At 69.3% G+C, this 25,112-nt stretch carries 27 protein-coding genes; 16 read left to right on the forward strand and 11 right to left on the reverse strand.

Annotated elements, in window-relative coordinates:
• Positions 1–46: 46 nt before the first annotated feature.
• The 3 genes from OHN74_RS23330 (at position 47) to OHN74_RS23340 (ending at position 4,369) form a co-directional block, all read left to right on the forward strand.
• Positions 47–1,870 carry a bifunctional metallophosphatase/5'-nucleotidase gene (locus tag OHN74_RS23330; RefSeq protein ID WP_327696493.1) on the forward strand — a complete coding sequence of 608 codons (1,824 nt, stop codon included), beginning with the start codon at positions 47–49 and terminating at the stop codon, positions 1,868–1,870.
• Positions 1,871–2,312: 442 nt separating this feature from the next.
• Complete coding sequence (locus OHN74_RS23335; RefSeq protein ID WP_327696494.1) at positions 2,313–2,441, forward strand: hypothetical protein; 129 nt, start codon at positions 2,313–2,315, stop codon at positions 2,439–2,441.
• 92 nt (positions 2,442–2,533) lie between these two features.
• A complete protein-coding gene (locus tag OHN74_RS23340) occupies positions 2,534–4,369 on the forward strand; it encodes an ABC transporter ATP-binding protein (protein WP_327696495.1) in 1,836 nt (611 codons plus the stop codon).
• Here the strand turns inward: OHN74_RS23340 and OHN74_RS23345 are convergent.
• The 3 genes from OHN74_RS23345 to OHN74_RS23355 are packed head-to-tail and all read right to left on the reverse strand — an operon-like array spanning position 4,327 to position 7,979.
• Positions 4,327–5,049: a response regulator transcription factor gene (locus OHN74_RS23345; RefSeq protein ID WP_327696496.1), complete on the reverse strand. Its 723-nt coding sequence runs from the start codon at positions 5,047–5,049 to the stop codon at positions 4,327–4,329. The genes OHN74_RS23340 and OHN74_RS23345 overlap by 43 nt on opposite strands.
• Positions 5,050–5,093: 44 nt before the next feature.
• A complete protein-coding gene (locus tag OHN74_RS23350) occupies positions 5,094–5,825 on the reverse strand; it encodes a hypothetical protein (protein ID WP_327696497.1) in 732 nt (243 codons plus the stop codon).
• Positions 5,826–5,879: 54 nt separating this feature from the next.
• Positions 5,880–7,979: a pectinesterase family protein gene (locus OHN74_RS23355; protein WP_327696498.1), complete on the reverse strand. Its 2,100-nt coding sequence runs from the start codon at positions 7,977–7,979 to the stop codon at positions 5,880–5,882.
• Between the two features lie 132 nt (positions 7,980–8,111).
• On the opposite strand from OHN74_RS23355, the gene OHN74_RS23360 reads away from it, so the two are divergent.
• Positions 8,112–9,134 carry an AraC family transcriptional regulator gene (locus tag OHN74_RS23360; RefSeq protein WP_327696499.1) on the forward strand — a complete coding sequence of 341 codons (1,023 nt, stop codon included), beginning with the start codon at positions 8,112–8,114 and terminating at the stop codon, positions 9,132–9,134.
• A 276-nt stretch (positions 9,135–9,410) separates the two neighbouring features.
• Here the strand turns inward: OHN74_RS23360 and OHN74_RS23365 are convergent, their stop codons facing one another.
• The 6 genes from OHN74_RS23365 to OHN74_RS23390 form a co-directional block, all read right to left on the reverse strand.
• Positions 9,411–10,847, reverse strand: a complete 1,437-nt coding sequence (locus OHN74_RS23365; protein ID WP_327696501.1) for a sensor histidine kinase — start codon at positions 10,845–10,847, stop codon at positions 9,411–9,413.
• Entirely contained in the window at positions 10,844–11,581 is a 738-nt protein-coding gene (locus OHN74_RS23370) for a response regulator transcription factor (protein ID WP_327696502.1), read from the reverse strand. The genes OHN74_RS23365 and OHN74_RS23370 overlap by 4 nt, the downstream gene beginning before the upstream one ends.
• Before the next feature lie 98 nt (positions 11,582–11,679).
• Positions 11,680–11,877: a hypothetical protein gene (locus OHN74_RS23375; RefSeq protein WP_327696503.1), complete on the reverse strand. Its 198-nt coding sequence runs from the start codon at positions 11,875–11,877 to the stop codon at positions 11,680–11,682.
• A gap of 53 nt (positions 11,878–11,930) precedes the next feature.
• A complete protein-coding gene (locus tag OHN74_RS23380) occupies positions 11,931–13,133 on the reverse strand; it encodes a S1C family serine protease (protein ID WP_327696504.1) in 1,203 nt (400 codons plus the stop codon).
• A gap of 120 nt (positions 13,134–13,253) precedes the next feature.
• Positions 13,254–14,279 (reverse strand): LacI family DNA-binding transcriptional regulator, encoded by a 1,026-nt coding sequence (locus OHN74_RS23385; protein WP_327696505.1) that lies wholly within the window; start codon positions 14,277–14,279, stop codon positions 13,254–13,256.
• A gap of 106 nt (positions 14,280–14,385) precedes the next feature.
• Entirely contained in the window at positions 14,386–15,186 is an 801-nt protein-coding gene (locus OHN74_RS23390) for a response regulator transcription factor (protein WP_327696506.1), read from the reverse strand.
• 233 nt (positions 15,187–15,419) lie between these two features.
• Between OHN74_RS23390 and OHN74_RS23395 the strand changes: the two genes are divergently transcribed.
• From OHN74_RS23395 to OHN74_RS23430, 9 genes are all read left to right on the forward strand, one after another.
• Positions 15,420–16,304, forward strand: coding sequence for an alpha/beta hydrolase (locus OHN74_RS23395; RefSeq protein ID WP_327696507.1), 885 nt, complete (start codon positions 15,420–15,422; stop codon positions 16,302–16,304).
• A gap of 645 nt (positions 16,305–16,949) precedes the next feature.
• On the forward strand, positions 16,950–17,204 hold the full coding sequence (locus tag OHN74_RS23400) for a MoaD/ThiS family protein (protein WP_327696508.1): 255 nt from the start codon (positions 16,950–16,952) through the stop codon (positions 17,202–17,204).
• Positions 17,205–17,214: 10 nt separating this feature from the next.
• Positions 17,215–18,354 (forward strand): hypothetical protein, encoded by a 1,140-nt coding sequence (locus OHN74_RS23405; RefSeq protein WP_327696509.1) that lies wholly within the window; start codon positions 17,215–17,217, stop codon positions 18,352–18,354.
• Between the two features lie 201 nt (positions 18,355–18,555).
• On the forward strand, positions 18,556–19,299 hold the full coding sequence (locus OHN74_RS23410; RefSeq protein WP_327696510.1) for an LmeA family phospholipid-binding protein: 744 nt from the start codon (positions 18,556–18,558) through the stop codon (positions 19,297–19,299).
• A 228-nt stretch (positions 19,300–19,527) separates the two neighbouring features.
• Positions 19,528–19,608 carry an Ms5788A family Cys-rich leader peptide gene (locus tag OHN74_RS42930; protein ID WP_351335063.1) on the forward strand — a complete coding sequence of 27 codons (81 nt, stop codon included), beginning with the start codon at positions 19,528–19,530 and terminating at the stop codon, positions 19,606–19,608.
• Between the two features lie 185 nt (positions 19,609–19,793).
• Positions 19,794–20,633 (forward strand): sulfurtransferase, encoded by an 840-nt coding sequence (locus OHN74_RS23415; protein WP_327696511.1) that lies wholly within the window; start codon positions 19,794–19,796, stop codon positions 20,631–20,633.
• Between the two features lie 61 nt (positions 20,634–20,694).
• A complete protein-coding gene (locus tag OHN74_RS23420) occupies positions 20,695–20,982 on the forward strand; it encodes a DUF1416 domain-containing protein (protein WP_327696512.1) in 288 nt (95 codons plus the stop codon).
• A gap of 100 nt (positions 20,983–21,082) precedes the next feature.
• The gene (locus tag OHN74_RS23425; RefSeq protein WP_327696513.1) at positions 21,083–21,346 is read left to right on the forward strand and encodes a DUF3099 domain-containing protein; all 264 of its coding nucleotides are present in this window, start codon (positions 21,083–21,085) and stop codon (positions 21,344–21,346) included.
• A gap of 14 nt (positions 21,347–21,360) precedes the next feature.
• On the forward strand, positions 21,361–21,747 hold the full coding sequence (locus OHN74_RS23430) for a VOC family protein (RefSeq protein WP_327696514.1): 387 nt from the start codon (positions 21,361–21,363) through the stop codon (positions 21,745–21,747).
• A 9-nt stretch (positions 21,748–21,756) separates the two neighbouring features.
• On the opposite strand, the gene OHN74_RS23435 is transcribed toward OHN74_RS23430, so the two are convergent.
• A complete protein-coding gene (locus OHN74_RS23435; RefSeq protein ID WP_235477124.1) occupies positions 21,757–22,119 on the reverse strand; it encodes a DsrE family protein in 363 nt (120 codons plus the stop codon).
• A gap of 284 nt (positions 22,120–22,403) precedes the next feature.
• Here OHN74_RS23435 and OHN74_RS23440 point away from each other — a divergent pair, with 284 nt between their 5' ends.
• From OHN74_RS23440 to ygfZ, 3 genes are read left to right on the forward strand one after another with little or no spacing between them, the layout of a single operon-like run.
• A complete protein-coding gene (locus OHN74_RS23440) occupies positions 22,404–22,979 on the forward strand; it encodes an FABP family protein (RefSeq protein ID WP_327696517.1) in 576 nt (191 codons plus the stop codon).
• A gap of 29 nt (positions 22,980–23,008) precedes the next feature.
• Positions 23,009–23,506 (forward strand): Fur family transcriptional regulator, encoded by a 498-nt coding sequence (locus OHN74_RS23445; protein ID WP_327696518.1) that lies wholly within the window; start codon positions 23,009–23,011, stop codon positions 23,504–23,506.
• A 10-nt stretch (positions 23,507–23,516) separates the two neighbouring features.
• On the forward strand, positions 23,517–24,482 hold the full coding sequence (gene ygfZ / locus OHN74_RS23450; protein ID WP_327696519.1) for a CAF17-like 4Fe-4S cluster assembly/insertion protein YgfZ: 966 nt from the start codon (positions 23,517–23,519) through the stop codon (positions 24,480–24,482).
• Between the two features lie 18 nt (positions 24,483–24,500).
• Here the strand turns inward: ygfZ and dtd are convergent, their stop codons facing one another.
• The gene (dtd, locus tag OHN74_RS23455) at positions 24,501–24,926 is read right to left on the reverse strand and encodes a D-aminoacyl-tRNA deacylase (RefSeq protein ID WP_327696521.1); all 426 of its coding nucleotides are present in this window, start codon (positions 24,924–24,926) and stop codon (positions 24,501–24,503) included.
• Positions 24,927–25,112 lie beyond the last annotated feature (186 nt).

The following is a 25,112-nucleotide window of genomic DNA, read 5'->3' on the forward strand; positions in this document are numbered from 1 at the left end:
AGGTCTTCCCAAAGTCTTCCCAACCTCGCTCACTTCAGGGGGGCACATGCCAGCCACACCCCAGCCGTACCACCGCCGCAGACGCCGTACGCGCGCAGTGCTCGCCGGCGTCGCCGGTATCGCCACGGTCGGCGCTCTCGCCGCCGCCGCTCTTCCGGCCAGCGCCGGCGACAGCTCGTACAAGCCCGCCGGTAAGGGGCACAGCAAGCCGAGCCGTTACCAGGACGTGCAGCTGCTGTCCTTCAACGACCTGCACGGCAACCTGGAGCCGCCGTCCGGCTCCTCCGGCCGGGTCACCGAGATCCAGGCCGACGGCACGACGAAGACGATCGACGCGGGCGGTGTCGAGTACCTCGCCACGCACCTGCGCGAGGCGCGCGGGGACAACCCGTACTCGATCACGGCGGCTGGCGGCGACATGGTCGGTGCCTCCCCGCTGATCTCGGGCCTCTTCCACGACGAGCCCACCATCGAGGCGCTCAACGGCCTCGACCTGGACGTCACCTCGGTCGGCAACCACGAGTTCGACGAGGGCGCCAAGGAACTGGGCCGCCTGCAGAACGGCGGCTGCCACCCGACGGACGGCTGCTACGTCAAGGGCAAGAAGTTCAAGGGTGCGGACTTCCCCTACCTCGCGGCGAACGTGCTCGACGAGAAGACCAGGAAGCCGATCCTCAAGCCCTACTGGGTGTGGAAGAACAACGGCGTCAAGATCGGCTTCATCGGCGTGACCCTTGAGGACACCCCGGGTGTCGTCTCCGCCGAGGGCGTGAAGGGCCTCAAGTTCAAGGACGAGGTCGAGACGATCAACAAGTACGCCAAGGAGCTGGAGAAGCAGGGCGTCAAGTCGGTCGTCGCGCTGATCCACGAGGGCGGCCTCCCGGCCTCGACGGCCTACAACTACGACTGCAACGCGGCGGGCGGCGGCTCCGGCATCTCCGGGCCGATCGTCGACATCGCGAAGAACATCACCCCGAAGGTCGACGCGCTGGTCACCGGCCACACGCACGCCGCGTACGCGTGCACGATCCCGGACCCGTCGGGCAAGCCGCGCACGGTCACCTCGGCCGCGTCCTTCGGCCGCCTCTACACGGACACCACGCTGACGTACGACCGCTGGACGGGTGACATCGCCCGTACGGCCGTCCGCTCCGCGAACCACGTGGTCACCCGGACCGTCGCCAAGGCCGCGGACATGACCGACCTGATCGCCCGGTGGAACACCCTCGCGGCGCCCATCGGCAACCGTGCGATCGGCTACATCTCCGGCGACATCCCCAGCGCCGGTATCGAGTCCCCGATGGGCGACCTCATCGCCGACGCGCAATTGGCGTACGGCAAGAAGCTCGACCCGGAGACCGACCTCGCGCTGATGAACTCGGGCGGTATCCGCGCGGGGCTGACCTACGCGGCGAAGGGCAGTGAGGGCGACGGTGTCGTCACCTACGCCGAGGGCTTCACGGTCCAGCCGTTCTCCAACACGGTGAACCTCCAGAACTTCACCGGCGCCCAGCTGCTCTCCGTACTCCAGGAGCAGGTGAGCGGTTCGAACACGGCCGCTCCGAAGATCCTCCAGGTGTCGTCGGGGCTCACCTACACGCTCGACATGACGAAGGCCGGCGCCGCGCGCGTCATCGCCGACTCGGTCAGGCTCAACGGTGCGGCGCTCGACCCGGCCGCCACCTACCGCGTCGCGACGAACAGCTTCCTCGCGGGCGGCGGCGACGGCTACCCGACGCTGGGCCAGGGCACGAACGACCTGGTCGGCGGGGACGACCTGCTGGCGCTGGCGGACTACCTGACCGCCAACTCCACGGCCACGACGCCGATCGCGCCGCCGGCGGCGAAGCGGATCACGGTCGTGCAGTAGCAGTAGCAGTAGCAGTAGCAGTTGTCAGCGGTTGAACCTCAGAGGGCCCAAGGCGTGTCGCCTTGGGCCCTTTGTCATGCCCTTTTCGATGCCCGTAATAAGTCCTGTGTGAAATGGGGATCGGTTCCCCAGGTGTCCTGAAAATCGGTCTCAGTTGCAATTAACCGAGGTCTAAGAGGAATTGGCTTTTTTCGCTTCCCGGGTCCCGTAATGTTTTCCATGTCGAAAGAGAACGACACGGAAAACAAAGGAGAGCAACATGAGCTTCAAGAAGATCGCCCCGGTCAAGAAGGCCCGCAAGGTCGTACCGGCGCCCCACAAGCCCGCGCCGAAGAAGGTCGCTCCCAAGCGTCGACCGATTGCTCATAAGGACTGACTCGACGGCATTCACAGGCAATACCAAACCGCAAACAGCCACATCACAACCCGGGAGGGAATTCCTATGAGCTTCCACAAGATCGTCCCCGTCAAGAAGGCCGCCAAGCCCGCCGCACCCGCGCCGAAGAAGAAGGCACCGAAGAAGCCGGCGCCCAGGAAGCCGCAGCGCCGTCCGGTCGGGCACCAGGGCTGAGACCCGCTGTGAGGCGGGGTCACCGGAGGACGAGCGACTCGTCCCGGTGACCCCGCCTCAGCCATGTCCGGAGTACGGAAAGGGAGTTGACCATGAGGGAAGTCCGGGAGGCGTTCCGCCGTTTCTGGCCGCTGACGCGCGGCGACCGGAAGTGGCTGGTGGCGATCGTCGCGTGCGTGGTGGTGTCCGCGCTGGCCGAGACCGCCGCGATCCTGCTGTTCGCGGAGCTGACGGACAACGCCCTGGAAGCCGGTTCCCTCGCCGCCTTCTGGGGCCCGGCCGGCGCCTGGCTGGCCGTCGCCGTGCTCGGCGCGCTCGTCGGCTACGCGGGCAACTCGCTCGCCACCTGGACCGCCGAGAGATTCGTCCTGCGGCTGCGCGCCAACGTCTTCCGGCACGTCCAGGACCTGCCGCCCGACTTCTTCCAGAAGCACCGCCAGGGCGACCTGGTGGAACGCCTGACGGGAGACGTCGAGGCGATCGAGCAGATGGTCGTGTCAGGTGTCGTCGGCACGGTCTCCGCCGCCTTCTCGGCCGTCTTCTACGCCGCCGCCGCCCTCTGGCTGCGCTGGGACCTCGCCCTGGTCACCTTCTTCCTGGCACCCCTCTTCCTCCTCGCCGCCCGCCGCTTCGCCGGCCGTATCAGGACGGCGAGCCAGGACGAGCGGGTCGCCGACGGCGCGATCACCTCGGTGGTGGAGGAGTCCCTCGGCAACATCGTCCTCACCCAGGCCTACAACCGCCGCCGCGACGAGGAGAAGCGGCTCGACCGCGAGGCCCGCGCCTGGATGAGGGCGAGCGTGCGCGGGGCGCGGCTGAGCGAGATGTACGAACAGTTCGTCGAGGTCGTCGAGACGCTGTGCGTCCTCACGGTGATCGGCATCGGCGTCTGGGAGATCTCCGCCGACCGGATGTCACTGGGCGCGCTCCTCGCCTTCGCCGCCTTCGTCGGCTACCTCTACCCGCCGATCCGCAGCCTCGGCCAGCTCGGCCTGACCCTGACGGCGGCGACCGCGGGCGCGGAACGCCTCGGCGAACTGCTGGACGCCGAGCCCGCCGTCACCGACCCGGTCGAGCCGGTGGCCCAGTGGCCGGTGCGCGGCTGGATCAGCGTCCACGGCGCGTCCTTCACCTACCCCGGAACGGAGAGGGATCAGGGCAGGCCGTCGCTGCGGGACGTGACCTTCACGGCCGCCCCCGGCGAGCTGGTCCTGATCACCGGAGCGAGCGGCGCCGGAAAATCGACCCTGTCGAAACTCCTCACCCGCTTCTACGACCCCTCGTCCGGCGTGATCTGCCTGGACGGCGTCCCGCTGACCGACGTACCCCTCACCTTCCTGCGCGAGAACGTGGCGCTGCTGCCGCAGGAGACGCTGATCCTGCACGGTTCGATCCGCGAGAACATCGAGTGCGGGCGCCCCGGCGCGAGCGACACGGACATCGAGGCGGCGGCGCGGGCGGCCGACGCGCACGACTTCGTCGCCGCGCTCCCGGAGGGGTACGGCACGAGGATCGCCCCCGGCACGGCCACACTCTCCGGCGGCCAGTTGCAGCGGATCGCGATCGCCCGGGCCATGCTGCGCCGGGCCCCGGTACTGGTCCTCGACGAGCCGACGGCCGGCCTGGACTCCATCGCCGCCCGCCGGGTCGTACCGGCGCTGCGCCGCCTGATGGCGGGCCGTACGACCATCATGATCACCCACGATCTGAGCCTCGCTCCGGACGCGGACCGCATCCTGGTCGTCGACGAGGGCCGCCTCGCGGAGACGGGCACGCACGACGAACTGATGGCGCGGAGCGGGGTGTACGCGAGGCTGGCGGGCCCCCGGTCACTGACACCGTCACTGTCAGCTTCACCGGTGTCGTCACCGGTGCCGGACCACGACTACCGGCGGGAGGAGACACTGACGCCGGCCCTGAGGGTGTAACCCATCCCCCGCACGGTGTGGATGAGCCGGGGTTCGCCCCGGCTCTCCAGCTTCCGGCGCAGATACATGACGTACACATCAAGGGTGTTGGAGGTGGGCTCGAAGTCGAAGCCCCAGACGTCCTTGAGGATCTGGACCCGGCCGAGGACCTTGTCGGGCCGCCGCAGCAGGTATTCGAGAAGGTTGAACTCGGTCTTGGTGAGATCGAGTCGGCGGTCGGCGCGGGTGACGGTACGGGTTCGCGGGTCCAGGCGGACGTCCTGGAAGCAGAGACCCGCGAGCGGCGAGGGCGGCCGGGGTTCGCGCTGCGGGCTGCGGCGCAGTAACGCCCTTACACGAGCGAGGAGTTCCTCGGTGGCGAAGGGCTTCATCAGGTAGTCGTCGGCGCCGTTGTCGAGCGCGACGATCCGGTCCCCGACGGCCGCCCGTCCGGTGATCATCAGGATCGGGACGGTACATCCCGAGGCCCGCAGCCGCCGGGTCGCGGCGAGCCCGTCGAGGCCGGGCATGGTGACGTCCATGAGCACGAGGTCGGGTGCGCTGTCCGGTTCGGCCAGGAGGGCGAGCGCCGCACGGCCGTCCCCGGCGAGCACGGTCTCGTACCCCTCGAACCTGAGCACCCGGCCGAGCCCCTCACGTATGGCCGCGTCGTCGTCGGCCAGCAGGATCTTCCGCGTCATCTCAATACGGTCTGACGAAGCGCTGTGCTGGGGCTGGCAGGCGGTTATGCGTTGGCTACCGTTCGTGCGCAGCGCCAGTGGAAGAAGGCCGCGAGAAGGGCGAAGGCGGCCAAGGGGATCCACAGGAGCAGGAGGAGAGCCGGTGCATCGTCCGTCGTGATCAGCAGCACCACCGAGAGCAGGAAGGTGCACAGGAGCACAAAGACCGTGCCGTTGACCGCCCGCTCCCAGGCCTTGCGGTGCTCAGCCCGCCGCTGGATGCGTGCCTCGGTCGCCGGGTGCGGCTCCCAGGTCATGCCCCGGTGCCGGGCGGCGCCGGCACGCAGCTCGTCGACCTCTGCCGGTGGATCGTCCAACTGCCAGTCGTCGAGGTGCGGGAGGAGAAACCGTCGGCCGTCGGTGTCGTACAGGTGGACCAGCCACTTGCGCCCGTGGGCGGGTGCCTTGGGGACCGGCTGGGTCCGGATGTCGTAGATGTCGTGCCAGGCCCACCGGCGTTCGATCACGGCCCCGCGTACCGAGACCCCGTGCGCGCCGACCAGCGTGTGCCCGCGGCGCAGGTACACCGTCCACCGCGCGAGGGCCGTCACAATGACCGCCAGGAGTACGGCCTTCGCCCAACCGGGCACGGAGGACGACCGGTTGAATTGGAGCAGGCAGTAAGACATCGTGCAGCCGGAGTAGACGAACACTCCCCGGGGCAACTTTCGCCGCTTCCGGTACTCCCGCTCGATCCCGTCACCGTCCCCGGCACCACCATCGACGTCCCCGCCCATCGACCCTCCCCAGAGCCTGTAATGGGGTGATCGTAGAGCGGGGACCTGTGCACGTCAGGAGGCGGACGGCGTCCAGTCGCCCAGCCAGTCCGCGATCTCCTGGCCCGCGGCCTGGGCGTCGGTCAGTTGGGGGCGGTCGGTGCTTGCGGCGCCCGCGCCCGTGCCCTTGTTCTGGTACTCGGCGAAGCGGTCCTCCTTCCAGGAGAAGCCGCCCATGTCGGACCAGGGGGTGGTCTTGATCGCCGCGCTCAGGGTCGTGTTGCGGACCGTGGTCTGCGGGTCGAGGGTCGCGTCGCCGCCCGCGTGCCAGTTGCGGCCGAGGAAGAAGCTGCGGTCGGACACGTCACCGTTGATCGTGGAGTTGGCGATCAGGATGCCCTTGCGGTTCGCCGCGGTGCTGGGGGCCGTGACATAGCCGGCCGAGGTGCCGTTCCAGCGCTTCTTCAGCGTGATGACCGACTTGTCGATCACCGCCGTGGCCCGGCCGAAGATGAAGTCGGTGTTGCCGACGACATAGGAGTTGGTGATGTAGACGCGGCCCAGCTTGTCCTTGGACGCGGTGTCCACCAGCAGGGTGTCCTGGTCGCCGCTGATGATGACGCTGTCGAGGAGCACCTTGTCGGCGGAGGTGCGCAGAGCGACCGCCTGGTTGGCGATGTCCTGGTGCGCGGCCTCGTCGAAGTCGTTGGAGATGGTCAGGTTGCGGGCCTGGAAGTCGTCCGCGTCCACGGCGACGGTGGCGCTGCCGCCGGTGCCGTACGTGCCGGAGCCGTCGGGCTTCGGCGTACCGGACGCGTTGTTGTAGACGATCGTGGTGTCCTTACGGCTGCCACCGCTGCCCTGGATGGTGACGTGCGGCTTGTTCGAGGGGACCTTGACCAGCTCGCGGTACGTGCCCGGCTTGACGGAGATGACCACCCGGGAGGCGTTGTTCGCGGGTACGGCGTTCACGGCGGCCTGCACGGTCCGGTACTGGCCGGAGCCGTCGGCGGCGACGGTGAGAGTCGTGGCGGCGGCGGCCGTGGTGGTCGCGGTACTGCTTACCTTGGCCACCGAACTACGCGGCCCCGCACCGGACTTGAGGAGCGCGGGCACGTCGGCCGCCTTGTCCGGGGTGTAGCTGTAGTACGTCTTCGGGTCCCAGGCCGCGCCCGACCCCCCGCTCTCGTTCTTGCCCGTCGTCCCCGAGAAGACGTTGCCGCGCTGGACGAGCGTGGCGGTGGCGTCGCGGACGACCGGGTTGGTCATGCCCTGGAAGTAGGAGTTCTCCAGCACCATGTTGGTCTTCCCGCGGGAGTAATTCCCGTACGAGGACTTGATGGTGGTCCCCGCCTCGTCCTCCAGGAAGTTGTTGTAGAGGTGAGCGTGGGCCACGTTGTCGGTGGACGGGTTGCGCTGCTCGGTCTCGCGGATCCAGTTGTGGTGGATCGTGATGTCGGCCGTGGTGTTCTCGGTCCAGCCGATGCCGAAAGCCTTGTTCTCCTGGCTCAGCTTGTTCCAGGACACGGTCAGGTAGGTCGTGTCCTTGCGGCTGTCGATCAGTCCGTCCGCCATGTGCCGCAGGTCGTTGTGATCGATCCACACGTGATGAGCGCCGTCCATCTGAATGGCGTCGAAGTCGTGCTCCTTGTCGTTCCAGACGCCCTGGTAGGCATCCCGGATCGTCAGGTTCCGGATAATGACGTTGTGGACGCCCTGCCCGAGGAAGAACCCGCCGCCGACGATGTGCCCGGAGGTCCCGGCCCCGATGATGGTCTTGTCGGAGGCGACCTTGATCTCCTTGCCGACCGGGTTCATGTTGATGGTCGCTGCGACGACGATGATGTACGGCTCAGAGGCGGTCGCGTACTTCTCCAGGTCGGCGAGCGTCTTCACGGTGACGGTCTGGCCGTTCCGGCCGCCGTAAGTCCCGTTCTGGCCAAGGGCGTTGACGGAGGCGAAGCCGTTGGCGACGTCGGTGACACCGGCGAGGGCGGAGGCAGTGGAGGAGGCGGCGGACGCCTTCGGCTGCGCGTCCGCACCGAACACGCCGAAGACACCGCCGTAGGCCATGGCTCCGGCGGAGGTGAGGGCCAGCGGGACTCCGGCGAGCAGTGCCGTCCTGCGGCGACGGTGACGGCGGCGGCTGGGGGACTTGCTGCGGGTCTCGCTCACGGCTGCTTCCGATCAAGTGAGGGGCTGGGCGGATTAACTGGAAGGGGAACCACGTCACTTGGCTGTTGCAGCCGAGGGGGGAAAGGTTGCCGTGCAGAGGAGGAGCGGATCGGGGACCGGAAGGGAAGCGGAATGATCGGGAGGGTGTTCCGTACGGACGACGTACCTGCGGGAGACAGGTTCGACTACTGGCAGGAACTGGTCGCCCGGACGCGCTCCAGCGCACTCGTCAGCGACCACGCCGCCGACTTCTGGGCGGAGCAGCGGCTGATGGAACTGGGGCCGGTGGTCGTCAGCCAGATGTCGTTCCTGCCCACGCGCTACCGCCGGACCGAGAAACTGGTGCGCCAGGCCGACCCCGAGCTGTATCACCTGACGTTGCTGATCGACGGCGGACTTGGCCTCGACCACGCCGGGCGGACCAGCACGTTCACCTCGCGTGACCTGCACCTGGCCGACAGCTCGCAGCCCTACGACGTCAGGTCGGCGGACGACCGGCAGGGCGGCATAGTCAGGGGAATGGCCGTGGACTTCCCCAAGGCACTGCTGCCCCTGCCGCCGCACCGGGTAAGGGAGTTGCTGGGCCGGCGGCTGCCCGGCCTTGAGGGGGTCGGGGCGCTCCTGGCGGACTTCGTCGTCGGCTTGGACCGCCAGGCCGACAGCCTCCAGCCCGCTGACGCGCCCCGTCTGGGCACGGTCGTCCTCGACCTGATGTCGGCCTGGTTCGCCCAACTGCTGGAAGCGGAAGCCGCGTTGTCGCCGGAGACCCGGGGCCGGGCCATGGCGCAACGCGTCCAGGAGTTCATCCGGCAGAACCTGCACGACCCCGAACTGACGCCACCCGTGATCGCCGCCGCCCACAACATCTCGCTCAGCTATCTGCACCGCATCTTCCAGCAGCGGACGCAGGGCGAACCGGTCGCGGCCTGGATCCGCCGCCTCCGACTGGAGAACGCCCACCGCGACCTGGCGAACGGCGCACTGCGAGGCACTCCGATCCACACGATCGCCGCCCGCTGGGGCTACCCGCGCCACTCCGACTTCACCCGGGCGTTCCGCGCCGCCTACGGGATGTCACCCAGGGACTACCGGCAACAGACGCTGTCCCCGTCCCCGTCCCCGTCACTGTCGCTGCCACTGTCCGAACGGGCGTAGGACGGGAGCAGGGTCGGTACCGGGTGGCAGGGAGTTGGCCGGAAGTAGACGCAGCGCCAAGAAACTGTGGACCGGATGCGAAGGACAACAGCCCGACGACCAGGCATTGTCGTTTCTGCAACGGGGGAAACCTCGGTCGCGGGACTGCTCCTCTCGGCCCCGCGACCGAGGAAATCCGACCTCACGATTCCGTCGGGATCCTCCCGCCCAGGCCGACCGCCATCCAGGGGTCACCGAGCAGGGCCCGCGCCCCCCTCTGACCCGATCGAGCGCCCCCTACACCGACTCCGGCGGAGGCGTGGGCGCCCCCGGCAGCCGTACGGTGGCCACGGTTCCGCCGCCTTCCGCGCGGGCCAACGTGACCTCGCCGCCGGCCTGTTGGACCGTACGGGCGACGATCGACAGGCCCAGGCCGGAACCGGGGAGGGCGCGCGCTGAGGGTGAGCGCCAGAAGCGGTCGAAGACGTGGGCGATCTCGTCGGCGGGGATACCGGGGCCGTGGTCGCGGACCGTCAGGGTGCCCCTGCTCAGCTGCACCTCGATCGTGCCGCCCTCGGGGCTGAACTTCACCGCGTTGTCCAGGATGTTGACCACCGCCCGCTCCAGCGCCGACGGTTCCCCCCGGACGAACCAGGGCTGGACGTCCGCGGTGATCGTCAGTTCGGGTCCGCGTAGACGGGCCCGGCGCAGGGCCGACTCGACCGTGTCCTCCAGGGCGACCACCTGTACGCGCTCACCTCGCTGGCCCTCCGACCGGGACAGCTCCTGCAGGTCGCCGATCAGGGCGGCCAGTTCGGTCATCTGGGCCTTCACCGAGGCGAGGAGCGCCTTGCGGTCGGCCTCGGGGATCGGGCGGCCTGTCTCCTCGCTGCGGGTGAGGAGTTCGATGTTGGTGCGGAGGGAGGTGAGGGGGGTGCGGAGTTCGTGGCCGGCGTCGGCGATCAACTGCTGTTGCAGTTCGCGGGAGTTGGCCAGGGCGGATGTCATGGAGTTGAAGGAGCGCGAGAGGCGGGCCACCTCGTCGTCGCTCTCGTCCTCCACCGGAATGCGGACCGTCAGGTCCTCGGTGCGGGCCACGTGTTCGACGGCTTCGGTGAGTTTGTCCACGGGCTTGAGGGCGGCACGGGCCACGGCCAGGCCTGCGGCTCCGGCGCCGAGCACCCCGACTCCGGAAACGATGAGGAGGATCAGGGCAAGTTCGTTGAGGGTGGACTGTGTGCCGTGGAGGGGAGCCGCGACGAGCACGGCGACGCGTTGTCCGTCGGACGAGTCGACGCCCAGGAACACGGACAGCGCGCGTACAGCGTTGCCGTCCTCATCGGTACCGTTGCGGAAGATGTGCTGACCGCTCTCCGTCGCGTCCGTGATGAGATCCCGGTCGCTGTCGGTCACCTTGACCGTGCCCTTGGAGAACGGGGTGACGCAGGGGTCACCCTTTACCTTGATGAGCTGGACGTAACTGTTCGGGACCGGGCCTCGCGTGGCGTTCTGCTGCGGGCTCTGGGAGCACTCGTTGAGTACCTGATTGAGGATGCCGGGCCTGTTCACCATTTGTTGCAGGTCGTTGTTGACCTGCTCGTACAGTTTCCCCTGCACGATGAACCAACAAGCCACCGAGACCGCGCCCACCGCGAACGCCACAGCGGCAGCGACCAGCAGCGCCAGCCGGGAGCGGATGGGAAGGGACCGGTACCGGCGTCCCACTCTGCTCATTCCGCGCCACCCTGACGCAGCACATACCCCACGCCCCGGACCGTGTGGACGAGGCGCGGCTCGCCGCCCGCCTCCGTCTTGCGGCGGAGGTACATGACGTACACGTCGAGGGAGTTGGAGGACGGTTCGAAGTCGAAGCCCCAGACCGCCTTCAGGATCTGCTCACGGGTGAGGACCTGGCGCGGGTGGGCCAGGAACATCTCCAGGAGGGTGAACTCCGTGCGGGTCAGTTCCACCGCACGGGCGCCGCGCGTCACCTCGCGCGTCGCGAGGTCCATGCGCAGGTCGGCGAAGGTCAGGGCCTCGTCCTCCGGGAGGCTGCCCGCGACCGCGGCTGCCGCGTAGGAGCTGCGGCGCAGCAGGGCCCGTACCCGGGCGAAGAGTTCGTCGAGTTCGAAGGGCTTGACCAGGTAGTCGTCCGCCCCCGCGTCCAGGCCGGTCACGCGGTCGCCGACCGTGTCCCTGGCCGTCAGCATCAGGATGGGTGTGGTCGTGCCCGCGCCCCGCATACGCCGGGCCGCCGTCAGGCCGTCCATCCTCGGCATCTGGATGTCGAGGACGACCAGGTCGGGCTGGTAGGCGGTCGCCTTCTCCAGGGCGTCCGCGCCGTCGACCGCGACCTCCGTGTCGTACCCCTCGAAGGCGAGGCTGCGCTGGAGTGCTTCGCGCACAGCCGGCTCGTCGTCGACGATCAGGATGCGCTGGATGTCACGGTCGCCTTCGGCGGGGCTCATGGTCGCGGGTTCCTCGGGTGCGGTGGGACGTGTCGGACGCGTTCAGCGTCGCACGTTTCCGGGCTGCTGCGGAGACAAAGGATCAGCTGCGGTGAGGATCAGCTGAGCGCGGGACGGCGACTGCGCGTCGTCGCCCTGCGGGCGGCGGCCGTACGCGTCGTCCTCGCCACCTCCGGGGCCCGGGTGGCCGCCGTCGGCGGGTGCAGGGTGAAGGCCACGCCGAGGGCGAGGTCCAGGGCGGCCGGGCCGGTGGCCGCCGTACCGACGGTCAGCTTGTGCGAGACCTGCTTGATCATGACGTACCCCTCATCTTGGTTCTCGTGCGGCGGTGCGGCGGTTCCTCGGTGCGTCAGGTGGTGGAACCGGAGCGCAGTGTCGCCAGGTCGGACTTGACGGTGTTGATCGGGATGGCGAAGCCGAGGCCCGCGCTGCCCGCGTCCGACGAGGACGAACTCGCCGAGTACATCGCGGAGTTGATGCCGATGATGTTGCCGTTCATGTCGATGAGCGCGCCGCCGGAGTTGCCGGGGTTGAGGGACGCGTCCGTCTGGAGGGCCTTGTACGTCGTCGTGGACGTACCGGTGTCGCCGTTGAACTGCTGGCCGCCGAACTCGAACGGCCAGCCGCCGCTGCCGTCGCCCTGCTGTTGCTGGTTCTGGCCCTGGCTCTCCTCGGTGGCGACGGTGACGTCACGGTTGAGGGCGGACACGATGCCGCTGGTCACCGTGCCGGTCAGGCCCTCGGGGGAGCCGATCGCCACGACCTCGTCGCCGACCTGGACACCGGCGGAGTCGCCGAGGGTCGCCGTCTTCAGGCCGGAGGCGTTCTCCAGCTTGATGAGGGCCAGGTCCTTCTTGCTGTCGGTGCCGACGACCTTCGCGGTGTAGGTCTTGCCGTCGCTCGTCGACACCTTGATCGACGAGGCGCCGGAGATGACGTGGTTGTTGGTGATGATCTCGCCGTCGGACGTGATGATCACGCCGGAGCCGGTCGACGAACCCGCGTTCGAGGTCGCGTTGATCTCGACGATGCTCGGGCTGACCGCCGCGGCGACCCCGGACACCGTGCCCTTCGCGCTCGACGGCACCACGTTGGTGCTCGTGCTGCTGGAGGTGACGGCGGAGTCCGAGTTGGTCAGCTCCTGGATGCCGTACGCCGTACCGCCACCTATCGCGGCGGCGACGATCGCCACGGCGGCGAGGAGGGCGAAGGGGCCCTTCGCACGCTTCCTGCGCTGGGCGGGGGCCGCGTCGGCAGGAGCCTCGGCGAGCAGGGTGGCGGTGGCCGCGGGCTGCTCGTGCGTGGCCTGCCGGCCGTACGGAGCCTGCGGGGTCTGGGGAGCCTGCGGAGCCTGGGGCTGGATCTGGGCCGGTTCCTGGTACGCGGGCTGCTGGACCGTCGGCGGCTCGTACGCCGGCGGCGGCGGCCACTCCGGGTTCACCGGAGAGGAGGACTGGGGGGCGGAAGCGTACTGCTGCTGGGGGTACGCCGACTGCGGCTCGTGGCCCTGGGGGGTCTCGTACTCGCCGCTGCGGCGGAAGCTCTCGGTCATGGAAGAGAGCTTGTCCCGTCAGCATGAGAGCTGGCTGAGTGCTCCCTGAGAAGCCCGACAGAAGCTCGTATGCCCGAAATAAAGACGTGCGGGACGTCGGATACGGACGGTCGGTGTCGGCTACTCGCAGCCGCAGGAACGCCGTGTCACCAACCGCGACGGGAACAGCTTCAGCCGCTCACGGCGCGCCCCCGCCACCCGTACCCCGTCGTCGAGGACCAGGTCGACGGCCGCGCGGGCCATGCCCGAGCGGTCGGAGGCGACGGTGGTCAGCGGCGGGTCCGCCAGGGCCGCTTCCTTGATGTCGTCGAAGCCGGCCACCGCCAGCTCGCCGGGGACGTCGATGCGCAGCTCGCGGGCCGCGCGCAGCAGGCCGATCGCCTGGTCGTCGGTGGAGCAGAAGATGGCCGGGGGGCGGGTGGCCGGATCGGCGAGGATCTCCAGGGCGGCCTTGTAGGCGTCGTACCGGTTGTAGAGGACCTCGAACAGGCGGCCCTCCGTGGAGACGCCCGCCTCGTCCATCGCGCGCCGCCAGCCCTGGACGTGGTCCGAGACGGGGTCGCCGACCGCCGGCGTCTCGGCGATACCGCCGATACAGGCGACGTACTCGTAGCCGTGCTCCAGCAGGTGGCGGACGGCGAGGTGGGCGCCGCCGAGGTCGTCCGTGACGACGGCGACGTCGTCTATCGCCTCGGGGCGTTCGTGGAGGAGGACGACCCGGGCGTCCCAGGCCTCGATCTCCGCCGCCGCGTTGTCGTTCAGGGCGTGGCTGACGAGGATCAGCCCGGAGACCCGCATACCGAGGAAGGCCCGCAGATAGTGGACCTCGCGCTCGGCGATGTAGTCGGAGTTGCCGACCAGCACCATCTTTCCGCGCTCGGACGCGGCCTGCTCGACCGCGTGCGCCATCTCCCCGAAGAAGGGCTGGCGCGCGTCCGGCACGATCAGGCCTATGAGGTCCGTGCGCCGCGACGCCATCGCCTGGGCGACGCGGTCGGGCCGGTAGCTCAGTTCCTTGATCGCGGCGAGGACACGCTCGCGCGTGGCCGGGGCAACCGGCCGGGGTCCGTTGTTGATGACATAGCTGACGACGGCGGTGGAGGTACCCGCCAGCCGAGCTACATCATCCCTAGTCACCTTGGCCACGCGCGGAGTCTACGCGGATGGACCCGCTCTGGGCAGGGCGTAAGGAATTCGTTCCGCCTGCCCGGAGCGCGGACCATGCCGTGCACCGTCACCCGGCCACCGTCGGTCACGCCTCGGCGGTGACCTCGGACGACTCCGTGACGGCGTCCAGGGCCGCCGTATCGCCCGTACCGCCCGCATCGTCCGACTTTGCGAGCGCCGCCTTGGCCTTCGCCTCGTCGCTCGTGCGGTCGCCCTTCTCCGGCGTAACGAATCGATAACCGACGTTCCGGACGGTCCCGATCAGCGACTCGTGCTCGGGTCCGAGCTTCGCGCGCAGCCGTCGTACGTGCACGTCGACCGTCCGGGTGCCACCGAAGTAGTCGTAGCCCCAGACCTCCTGGAGGAGCTGTGCGCGCGTGAAGACGCGGCCCGGGTGCTGGGCGAGGTACTTGAGGAGCTCGAACTCCTTGAAGGTGAGGTCGAGGACCCGGCCCTTCAGCTTCGCGCTGTACGTCGCCTCGTCGACCGAGAGGTCGCCGTTGCGGATCTCCATGGGGGAGTCGTCGTTGACGATCTGCTGCCGGCCCATGGCGAGCCGCAGACGGGCCTCGACCTCGGCCGGACCCGCGGTGTCCAGCAGAACGTCGTCGATGCCCCAGTCGGCGGTGACGGCCGCGAGGCCGCCCTCGGTGACGACGAGGATGAGCGGACAGCCGGGCCCGGTGGAGCGCAGGAGCTGGCACAGGCTGCGCACCTGGGGCAGATCACGGCGGCCGTCGATCAGGATGACGTCGGCACCTGGGGTGTCGACGAGAGCGGGTCCCTCGGCCGGAGCCACGCGCACGTTGTGCAGTAGCAGGCCGAGAGCGGGAAGCACCTCGGTCGACGGCTGGAGGGCATTGGTCAGGAGGAGAAGTGAACTCATCGCGTCCCACCTACCCGGATCGTCGTCGCCATACGGTCGTTCTCGGTTGGCTCGCCCATAACGTCTGGTTCCTCCTCGGTCCCTGCGAGGACGTTTGCGGCACTGCTGTGCGATCTACGTGGCGTACACCTGCGGTTTCCTGGAGCGTTCCGCTTCGTATACAGCGCCACCGAAAGCACAAAAGGACTCGGGGGCTGCGCTGCCCGAGTCCTCTGCCGAGCAGAATAGCCCACATGAGCACTGGTCCGGCAGGTCATGTGACGCGATCTTTCGCCGTCCCGAACTCTGAGACGGCCGATCGCGCCCCTCTGCGGAGGTTTCTGACCACCGACGACGGGGTGACGATCGATGCCGTATACGAGCCGGGAGGCGTTGTATACGACGCCTCGGCGCCATCTTCCGATCATCTCGCGTTCGTCGTCGCGCACGGTTTCACGGGGGATGTGGACCGGCCGCACGTTCGACGGGTGGCCGAGACGTTCGCGCAGTACGGGGCCGTCGTGACGTTCTCCTTCCGGGGGCACGGGGCGTCGGGCGGACGCTCGACCCTCGGCGACCGCGAGGTCCTCGATCTGGCCGCCGCGGTCCGCTGGGCACGTGAACTCGGGCACACCCGGGTGGCCACGGTCGGCTTCTCGATGGGCGGCTCGGTGGTCCTGCGGCACGCGGCGCTGTACGGGGGCTCCGGGCGGCCGGAGCACGGGGGGCGCACGGGGGCGGCGTCCGACGTGGTGGTTTCGGTGAGTGCGCCGGCCCGTTGGTACTACCGGGGTACGGCTCCCATGCGGCGCGTGCACTGGCTGATCACCCGTCCCGAGGGCCGCCTGGTGAGCCGCTACGGACTCCGGACGCGGATCCATCACCGGGACTGGAACCCCGTACCCCTGTCCCCGGTGGAGGCGGTACCGCGGATAGCGCCGAAGCCCCTTCTGATCGTGCACGGCGACCGGGACGGCTACTTTCCGGTGGACCACCCGCGGATGCTCGCGGAAGCGGCCGGTGACACGGGCGAACTGTGGCTGGAGCCGGGGATGGGACATGCGGAGAACGCGGCGGGCGACGAACTGCTGCGGCGCATAGGGGACTGGGCTGTCGCACAGGCGGGCCAGCGTCTCTGATCAGCTGTGCGATCCTCCGCCAGACGTGGTGTCTGGCGTGGTGCTGCCCACCGTGGCGGGGTGGCGTGGGCATGCAGGTGGAATCCTGCGCCGAGTGCTGCTCCGCGTGGCCGGTGACCGGCTGTTGTGGGTGTGCTGATCGTTGTCACGCCCTGGTTCCGGTTGGCTGCGCGGGGCAGCCGGGACTGGTCCGTTGGTGCGCGTCCCTCCGGACGCTTGCCCGCCGGGCCCGAGGGGCCGGTCTTGGACCGGTCCTTCCGGCTGTCTGTGGTGCTGGCCGGGGTGACCACGGCTTGGGCTTCGAGTGTGTCGACCACCGTGCGGATGGCCGGGGTGCCGCTGGTGCGGTCGTTGACGGTGTTGCGTCAGCGGTGTTGTTACGGCGGGTGGGCTGGGCCATTGGTCTGGTTTCCGGCACGCGGTACGGGGGACTGCCTCGTTGCCGAGCGGCGCTCGCTTGCTCACCTGCACTCCCTGTCCTCACCGGTGGTGCTGTCATCCGATCAACGACGCTCCTCCGGAAGGTCACATATTCGATCAACGCACTTACGTGCGCCCCCGGGTACCTGACTACCGATCGCAGTGGAAACATGTGAGCCTGACGGTGTTCACCGTCATGGAGTCAAGGAAGCAGAGAACAGGCAGATGCCAAAGGTCACGGTGCGCTACTGGGCCGCCGCGAAGGCCGCGGCCAAGGTCGCCGAGGAGCCGTACGACGCGGCCACCCTCGCCGAGGCGCTCGACGCGGTCCGCGAGCGACACCCCGGCGAACTCGTCCGAGTCCTGCGCCGATGCTCGTTCCTCATCGACGGTGACCCCGTGGGCACCCGCGAACATGAGACGGTACGGCTGGCCGAGGGCGGCACGGTCGAGGTGCTCCCGCCGTTCGCAGGAGGGTGAGCGCAGCGCTATGAGCGACCAGCAGCGATATGGGCAGCAGCAGTACGGCGAGTCGTACGAGGGGTACGACCCCTATCAGCAGCAGCAGCCGCAGCAGTACCCGCAGCAGCAGTACGGGGGGCAGCAGCCCCAGCCCCAGCCCCAGACGCCGGCCTGGCCCGGGCAGCAGCAGTCGGCGTACGACGACGGGCAGGCGCAGCAGTACACGCAGCAGTGGCAGGGGCAGACCTGGGAGACGCAGATGCAGGCCCCGGTGACGGTCGCCCCGGTCGCCCCGGTCGCCCCGGCCGCGGTGGCTGAGGTGCCGGGGACTCCGTACCTGCCGCCGCAGGGGGCCGGTGGAAGCGCGGCCGACGCCGGGTACGGGCCTGCCACGGTCGCGGGCAACACCCGGGTCACCGATGCGCAGCGGGCCCGGCTCGAGGGACGTTCGCCGATCATCGAACCGGGGATGCAGCCCGCCGCCCTCACGGCCGTGCTCGGGCTGCTCCTGGCCGGTACGGCGGCCATCGGTACGTACGCGCTGGTGGTCCCCCTCGTCATCCTCCAGGCGGTCACGGCGGCGGGCTGGTTCCGGCTGAACGGGATGTGGCCCGCCCGGCAGGGCATCGCCCTCGCCTTCGCGGGCGCGGTGACGGCCGACGTGGCCCTGCTGGCGGCGGGGCGCGAGAACGCGCCGGCGGCGATCGTCGGCACGCTCGGGGTCTGGGTCGTGCTGACCCTGTTCCTGCAACTCCGGTCCCACGCGGACCCGGACACCCGGATGTCCGGCCTGATGGCGACGATCGCCTCGGCGGCACTGGCGATCATCGCGGCCGGGCACCTCGCGGCGGATCCGGACGCGGTGACCGTCGGGGCGGCCGCGGTCGCCGTCGCGGTGCTCGCCCGGGCGTTGCCGTTGCCGACGGCGGCGTCGGTCGTGGTTGCCCTGCTGGCGGCTGCGGGGGCGGGGATCGCGGTCGGGGGAATGACGGAGCTGGGAACCGGGGGCGCGTTCCTCGGGGCGGCGGCGGGAGTCTGCGCGCTCGTCGGGCACCGGGTGGCGAGCTATGACTACCCGTCGAGGTTCGTCCACTTCACGGCGGGCGTGGCCCTGCCGCTGGCGGCGGCCGCACCGGCGGTGTATCTGGTGGGACGGGCGTTGGCCTGAGGGGGGCCCTTCAGCCCGTCCGGCGTTTGAGGACGAGGCCCCTTCAGGGCCGAAGCGGGGGTCTGGGGGCGGCAGCCCCCAGAAACAGGATGGGACGGGTAGGGGCGGCGGGGGCGAGAAACCGCCCCCGCCTGTCACAGGCGATCTACAACCACCCCCGCCCCAGCCCCCGTCGAAGCCCCGCCGGGTACCGTCGCGAACATGCGTGCACTCCGAATACTCCTCATCGTCGCCGTCATCCTCGGCGGCCTCTTCGTGATCGCCGACCGCGTCGCCGTCGGCTTCGCGGAGGACGAGGTCGCGGACCGCCTCAGAAGCAGCGAAGGCCTGGCCGCCACCCCGGACGTGTCGATCAACGGTTTCCCCTTCCTCACCCAGGTCGCCGGCGGCGAACTCGACGACGTCAAGGTCGGTATCAAGGACTACGAGGCCGCCACCGGAACCTCCGGCCAGAACATCCGTATCGACGACCTCAACGCCCAGATGCGCGACGTCGAGTTCACCGGCGACTACAGCTCCGCCACCGCGGCCACCGCCACCGGCAGCGCGACCATCACGTACGCGGAACTGCTGAAGGCGGCCAAGTCGGCCGAGCCGGGGCCCACGGAGGTGGTGCCCGGTGTGACCGCCACGGTCGTGGGCCTCTCCGACGGCGGCAACGGCAAGATCAAGGTCGAGGTCGAGGCGACGGTCCTGGGCAAGGAGTTGCCGAAGCCGGTGTCGGTCCTCAGCACGGTCACGGTCGACGGCGACACGGTGAAGGTGAAGGCGGACTCCCTGCCCAACCTGGGCATCGACCTCGCCGACGGCAAGATGCGCGCGGTGACGGACTTCGAGCAGAAGATCGAGGGCCTGCCCGGCGGTATCAAGCTGGACTCGGTCGAGGCGGCGAAGACCGGGGTGGACATCACGGTGAAGGGTTCGAACGTCAGCCTGGCGGGGTAACTGGCGGGGTGGGACCCGACAGGGCGCCCTCGCGTCGCGCGGGCGTCCAACTGGCGAGACAGCTCCGTCCGTACCGCAGATGTGACGACGGACGCACCCCTCATCTCCTCGCCCGTACCCCCGCGGTCACCGCTCGCCACCCTCTCGTATCTCACATCGCGGACGATCGCGTCTCATCATGCGACACGCCGGTGACATCCCCGGCAATCCGTCCCTACGATCGACGCTATGCAGCGACAGGCGGATCTCACGAAGCGGCGGGCAGTAGACCTGTGCCGCGTCGCCGCCATGCTCTGTCGCCCTTTCTGAGCGGGAGCGCGCGGCATCAGCGGCGCACCACCTCCCGCATCCCCGGCGCCCTTCACCCAAGGGTCCTCGTGCGCGAGTCGCAACAGGCCTGACCGCACACGAGCGGGTACGACCGGGTACGACCGCATCCGTACCCCCTCTGCTTACGCACCACCCCGCCGCAACTGCCCCGGAGGAGAAACAGCATGAGCCGCAGCGACGTTCTGGTCGACGCCGACTGGGTCGAGGCCAACCTCGACAACGCCGACATCGCCATCGTCGAGGTGGACGAGGACACGTCCGCCTACGAGAAGAACCACATCCGCAACGCCATCCGGATCGACTGGACCAAGGACCTCCAGGACCCGGTACGCCGTGACTTCATCGACCAGGAGGGCTTCGAGGAGCTCCTCTCGGCGAAGGGCATCGGCAACGACACCCTCGTGGTGCTCTACGGCGGCAACAACAACTGGTTCGCCTCGTACGCCTACTGGTACTTCAAGCTGTACGGCCACAACAGCGTCAAGCTGCTCGACGGCGGCCGCAAGAAGTGGGAGCTCGACGCCCGCGAGCTGGTCGAGGAGGTCCCCGAGCGGACCGCCACCGACTACAAGGCCAAGCCGCAGAACAAGTCGATCCGCGCCTTCCGCGACGACGTCGTGGCGGCCATCGGCTCGCAGAACCTGGTCGACGTGCGCTCGCCCGACGAGTTCAGCGGCAAGCTGCTCGCCCCTGCCCACCTCCCGCAGGAGCAGTCGCAGCGCCCGGGCCACGTCCCGTCCGCCCGCAACATCCCGTGGTCGAAGAACGCCAACGACGACGGCACCTTCAAGTCGGACGACGAGCTCAAGGAGCTCTACGCCGACGAGCAGGTCGACCTCGCCAAGGACACCATCGCGTACTGCCGCATCGGTGAGCGTTCCGCGCTCACCTGGTTCGTCCTGCACGAGCTGCTCGGCGTGGAGAACGTCAAGAACTACGACGGCTCCTGGACCGAGTACGGCTCCCTGGTCGGCGTTCCGATCGAGCTCGGCGCCAACAAGTAAGCAAACCCTCGTACACCCCGACCGGCCTTCCCTCCGGTCAGACCTCTGATGGAGAAAAGACATGTGTGGAGCGAAGGCCGGCGGCCCGGACGCCTCGACGATCAAGCCCGGTGAGACCACGATCCAGGGTCAGGTGACCCGCGACGGCGAGCCGGTGGTCGGATACGTCCGCCTCCTGGACTCGACCGGCGAGTTCACCGCCGAGGTCCCCACCTCGGCGACCGGACAGTTCCGCTTCTACGCGGCCGAGGGCACCTGGACCGTCCGCGCCCTCGTCCCGGGCGGCACGGCCGACCGCACGGTCGTCGCCCGGACGGGCGGCCTCTCGGAGGTCGCGATCGCCGTCTGACGGACGACACGCACAGCGCAGTACGGCGAAGGGCCGTTCCCCGGGAGCACCGGAGGGCGGCCCTTCGCCGTGCGCGGATGCACGGACCTACCCTGGACTCATGTACGCGCGACGGCGCCACGCCTACTTCGCCATGATGGGGACGTGCATCGGCCTCTTCGTCCTGGCCTGGTCGGTCGTACGCCTCTGGTCGATGCCGGTGGCGGTCGGAATGTGCGTGGTCGCGATGGTGATCCCGCCCCTGGCGGCGATGGTCGCCAACCGCCGGGGCCCGGACGACCGCTGGTGGGACGATCCGTCCGGCGACAGCAAGTCCGACGAGTGGTGGGACGAGCTGGACGGCAAGAAGCGGCGACAGCAGTAACCGGAAGGGGACCTGTGGGGCGTACGGGAGTGTCCACCGTCGTGCTCGACGCGCACGACGCGCACGAACTGGCCGGCTTCTACCGCCGTCTCCTCGGCTACGAGATCCGCCGCGAGGAACCCGACTGGGTCCTCATCGGCCCCCCGCCCGGCACCGAGGGCGTCTCCCTCGCCTTCGAGACGGAGCGCGCGTACGTCCCACCGGTATGGCCGACCCGCCTCCCCGGCGACCAGCAGATGATGCTCCACCTGGACATCGAGGTCGACGACCCGGAGGGGGAGACCGCCCGGGCCGTGGCCGAGGGCGCGAGACTCCACGAACACCAGCCGCAGGACGACGTACGCGTGCTGCTGGACCCCTCGGGCCACCCGTTCTGCCTGTGGGTGGAGACACCCGGGTAGGAGGGCGTCTCAGTAGACGAGCGCCTGGGTCCCGTCCGCCATCGCCTCCTGGACGAAGACCTGCGCGCCCGCGATCCGTACGCCCTCGATGACGTCCTTCTCGGTGATGTCCCGCCGGGCCGCGCACTGGGTGCAGAGGGTGAGGCGCCCGGCCGCGAGGACCGAGTCGATCAGGTCGGGCAGCGGCGCGGCGTGCGGCAGCTCGAACTCGGCGGCCCGTCCGGGCAGCGCGAACCAGGCCGACTCCCCGGTCAGCCACAGGGACACCTCGACCCCACTGGCCACGGCCACCGCCGCCACCGTGAACGCCTGCGAGCAGCGCTCGGGGGCGTCCGCCCCCGCCGTCACCTTGATCACGAGCTTCTTCGCCATGGCCGCATGGTAGGCCGGGCGGGAGTCAGCTGCTCGGCTGAGGGGGGCGCCCCGACCGTTCCGACACCTGGCCGAGAGAGCCGGGCCCCGGCCGCGTAAGCTTGGGCCCGGCTCTTGTGCACACAACCGATCGTCCGAGGAGCACCCCGTGCTTGAGGCATTCTTCGAAGCCCTGCTGGTTCTGGTCGCCGTGGGCGTTCTCGCCTTCGCCGGTCTGACGGTCAAGAAGCTGTACCAGGGCCAGCGCTGACCCCCGCCACCAGGAATCGCAGGAAACGCAGCTCATGATCGAGATCCCGTCCGACCTCCACAAGGACCTTCTGCCTCTCGTCTTCCTGGTCGGCAACTGGGCCGGCGCGGGGGTTTACGACTTCCCCGGTGACGAGAAGTGCAACTTCGGGCAGGAGGTCACCTTCACGCACGACGGGCGCGACTTCCTGGAGTACCACTCCCACTCGTGGGTGCTGGACGCCGACGGCAACAAGGTCAGGCCCCTGGAGTCCGAGTCCGGTTACTGGCGCATCGACGCCGACCGCAAGGTCGAGGTCGTCATGGTGCGCCAGGACGGTGTCGTCGAGGTCTGGTACGGCGAGCTGGCCGCCAAGAAGCCGCAGATCGACATCGTGACCGACGCCGTGGCGCGGACGGCGGCCTCGGGGCCGTACAGCGGCGGCAAGCGGCTGTACGGGTACGTGAACAGCGACCTCATGTGGGTCGGCGAGAAGCAGACCCCGGACGTCGAGCTGCGCCCGTACATGTCGGCCCAGCTGAAGAAGGTCGTCACCCCGGAGGACGTCGAACGCTGGGCGAAGGCCCTGCCGGACGATCTGCCGGACGACGGGATCGCCTTTTTCAAGTAGAGGCGGCAAGTGGTCCTAGACTCTGAGGTGTGGTGAGCACCGACTGGAAGAGTGATCTGCGGCAGCGCGGTTACCGGCTGACCCCGCAACGCCAGCTTGTCCTCGAAGCCGTGGACACCCTGGAGCACGCGACCCCCGACGACATCCTCGTGGAAGTGAGGAAGACGGCGTCGGGGGTCAACATTTCCACGGTCTATCGGACTCTGGAGCTGCTGGAGGAGCTGGGGCTGGTCAGCCATGCCCACCTCGGGCACGGCGCGCCGACGTACCACCTCGCCGACCGGCACCACCACATCCATCTGGTCTGCCGCGACTGCGAGAACGTGATCGAGACGGATGTCGCTGTCGCCGCGGACTTCACGGCCAAGCTGCGCGCGGACTTCGGGTTCGAGACCGACATGAAGCACTTCGCGATCTTCGGCCGTTGCAAGGACTGCGCGCACGAGGCGGCGGCAGGCAAGGGCTCGAAACCGCAGGCTGCCACCCCGCACACCGCGACGGCCAAGGTTTCAACTACCGAGTCGTAGGCTTGTCCCCATGAAGAGCCCTTTGCTGTTCCTGTCCGGCGCCGTCCCCGCCGAGGGGGTGGACGAAGGCGTCGCCGCCCACTACGGCGAGCTGTTCCGCGAACAGCGTGCCCTCGCCGAGGGCATCGGATTCGTCGACCTCTCCCACCGGGGCGTGGTCACCGTCACCGGCGACGACCGGCTGACCTGGCTGCACCTGCTGCTCACCCAGCACGTCAGCGACCTGCCCGTGGGCGAGGCCACCGAGGCGCTGGTGCTGTCCGCGCACGGTCACATCGAGCACGCGCTGTACCTGGTCGACGACGGCACGACCACCTGGGCGCATGTGGAGCCGGGGACCCAGGAGGCGCTGATCGCCTACCTGGAGTCGATGAAGTTCTTCTACCGGGTCGAAGTCGCCGACCGGACGGACGAGTTCGCGGTCGTTCATCTGCCCGCCGGGGCCATCGCGGAGGTCCCTGACGGTGTCGTCGTACGCGAGACCGCGTACGGGCGTGACCTCTTCCTCCCTCGCGGCGAGCTGGAGTCGTACGCCGAGAAGGCCGGACCGGCGGCGGGGCTGCTGGCGTACGAGGCGCTGCGGGTCGAGCAGCACCGGCCGCGCCTCGGGTTCGAGACCGACCACCGGACCATCCCGCACGAGCTGGGCTGGATCGGCACGGCGGTGCATCTGCAGAAGGGCTGCTACCGGGGGCAGGAGACGGTCGCCCGGGTCCAGAACCTGGGCAAGCCGCCGCGTCGGCTCGTGTTCCTGCACCTGGACGGCAGCGAGGTCCACCTGCCGCCGCCCGGCACGGAACTCCGGCTCGCGGACGACGGGCCCGAGGGGCGGAAGATCGGCGTCATCACGACGTCCGTACGCCATCACGAGCTGGGGCCGGTCGCGCTCGCGCTGGTGAAGCGGAACGTGGCGGTGGACGCGCGGCTGGTGGCCGACACGACGGCTGCAGCGCAGGAGGTCGTGGTCGAGCCGTAGTTCGCGGTCTCTCGGCCTTCAGATCTCCAGGAGGACGGTGAACGGGCCGTCGTTCGTCAGGGTGACCCGCATCTGGGCGCCGAAGCGGCCCGTCGCCACCGTCGCGCCCAGCGAACGGAGTTGGGCGACCACCTCGTCGACGAGCGGTTCGGCGACGTCGCCGGGGGCTGCCGCGTTCCAGGTCGGGCGGCGGCCCTTGCGGGCGTCGCCGTACAGGGTGAACTGGCTGATGACGAGCAGCGGGGCGTCGATGTCGGAGCACGACCTCTCGTCCGCCAGCATGCGGATCGACCAGAGTTTGCGGGCCAGTTGGGCCGCCTTCTCCTTCGTGTCCTCGTGCGTGACCCCGACGAGGACGCACAGGCCCTCGCCCGCGATCTCCCCGGTCACCTCACCGTCCACGACGACGCTCGCGCCGTCCACCCTCTGCACCACCGCACGCATGGGTCCATCATGCCGTGCCGCCATGAACGTCATGAACGTCAAGTCATGGTGGCCGGACCGGTTCTGTGGGCCATGGAGGGATTCTTTTTGATGCTTAAGCCCCCATCTGGGGCCGTTCGGGGGCACTCGGTCACATAGCGGCCACCGGGGGTGGCACGATGCTACCCATTCGCCTGTCGAGGGGAC

It is taken from the genome of Streptomyces sp. NBC_00459, assembly GCF_036013955.1.
Classification (GTDB): Bacteria; Actinomycetota; Actinomycetes; order Streptomycetales; family Streptomycetaceae; genus Streptomyces.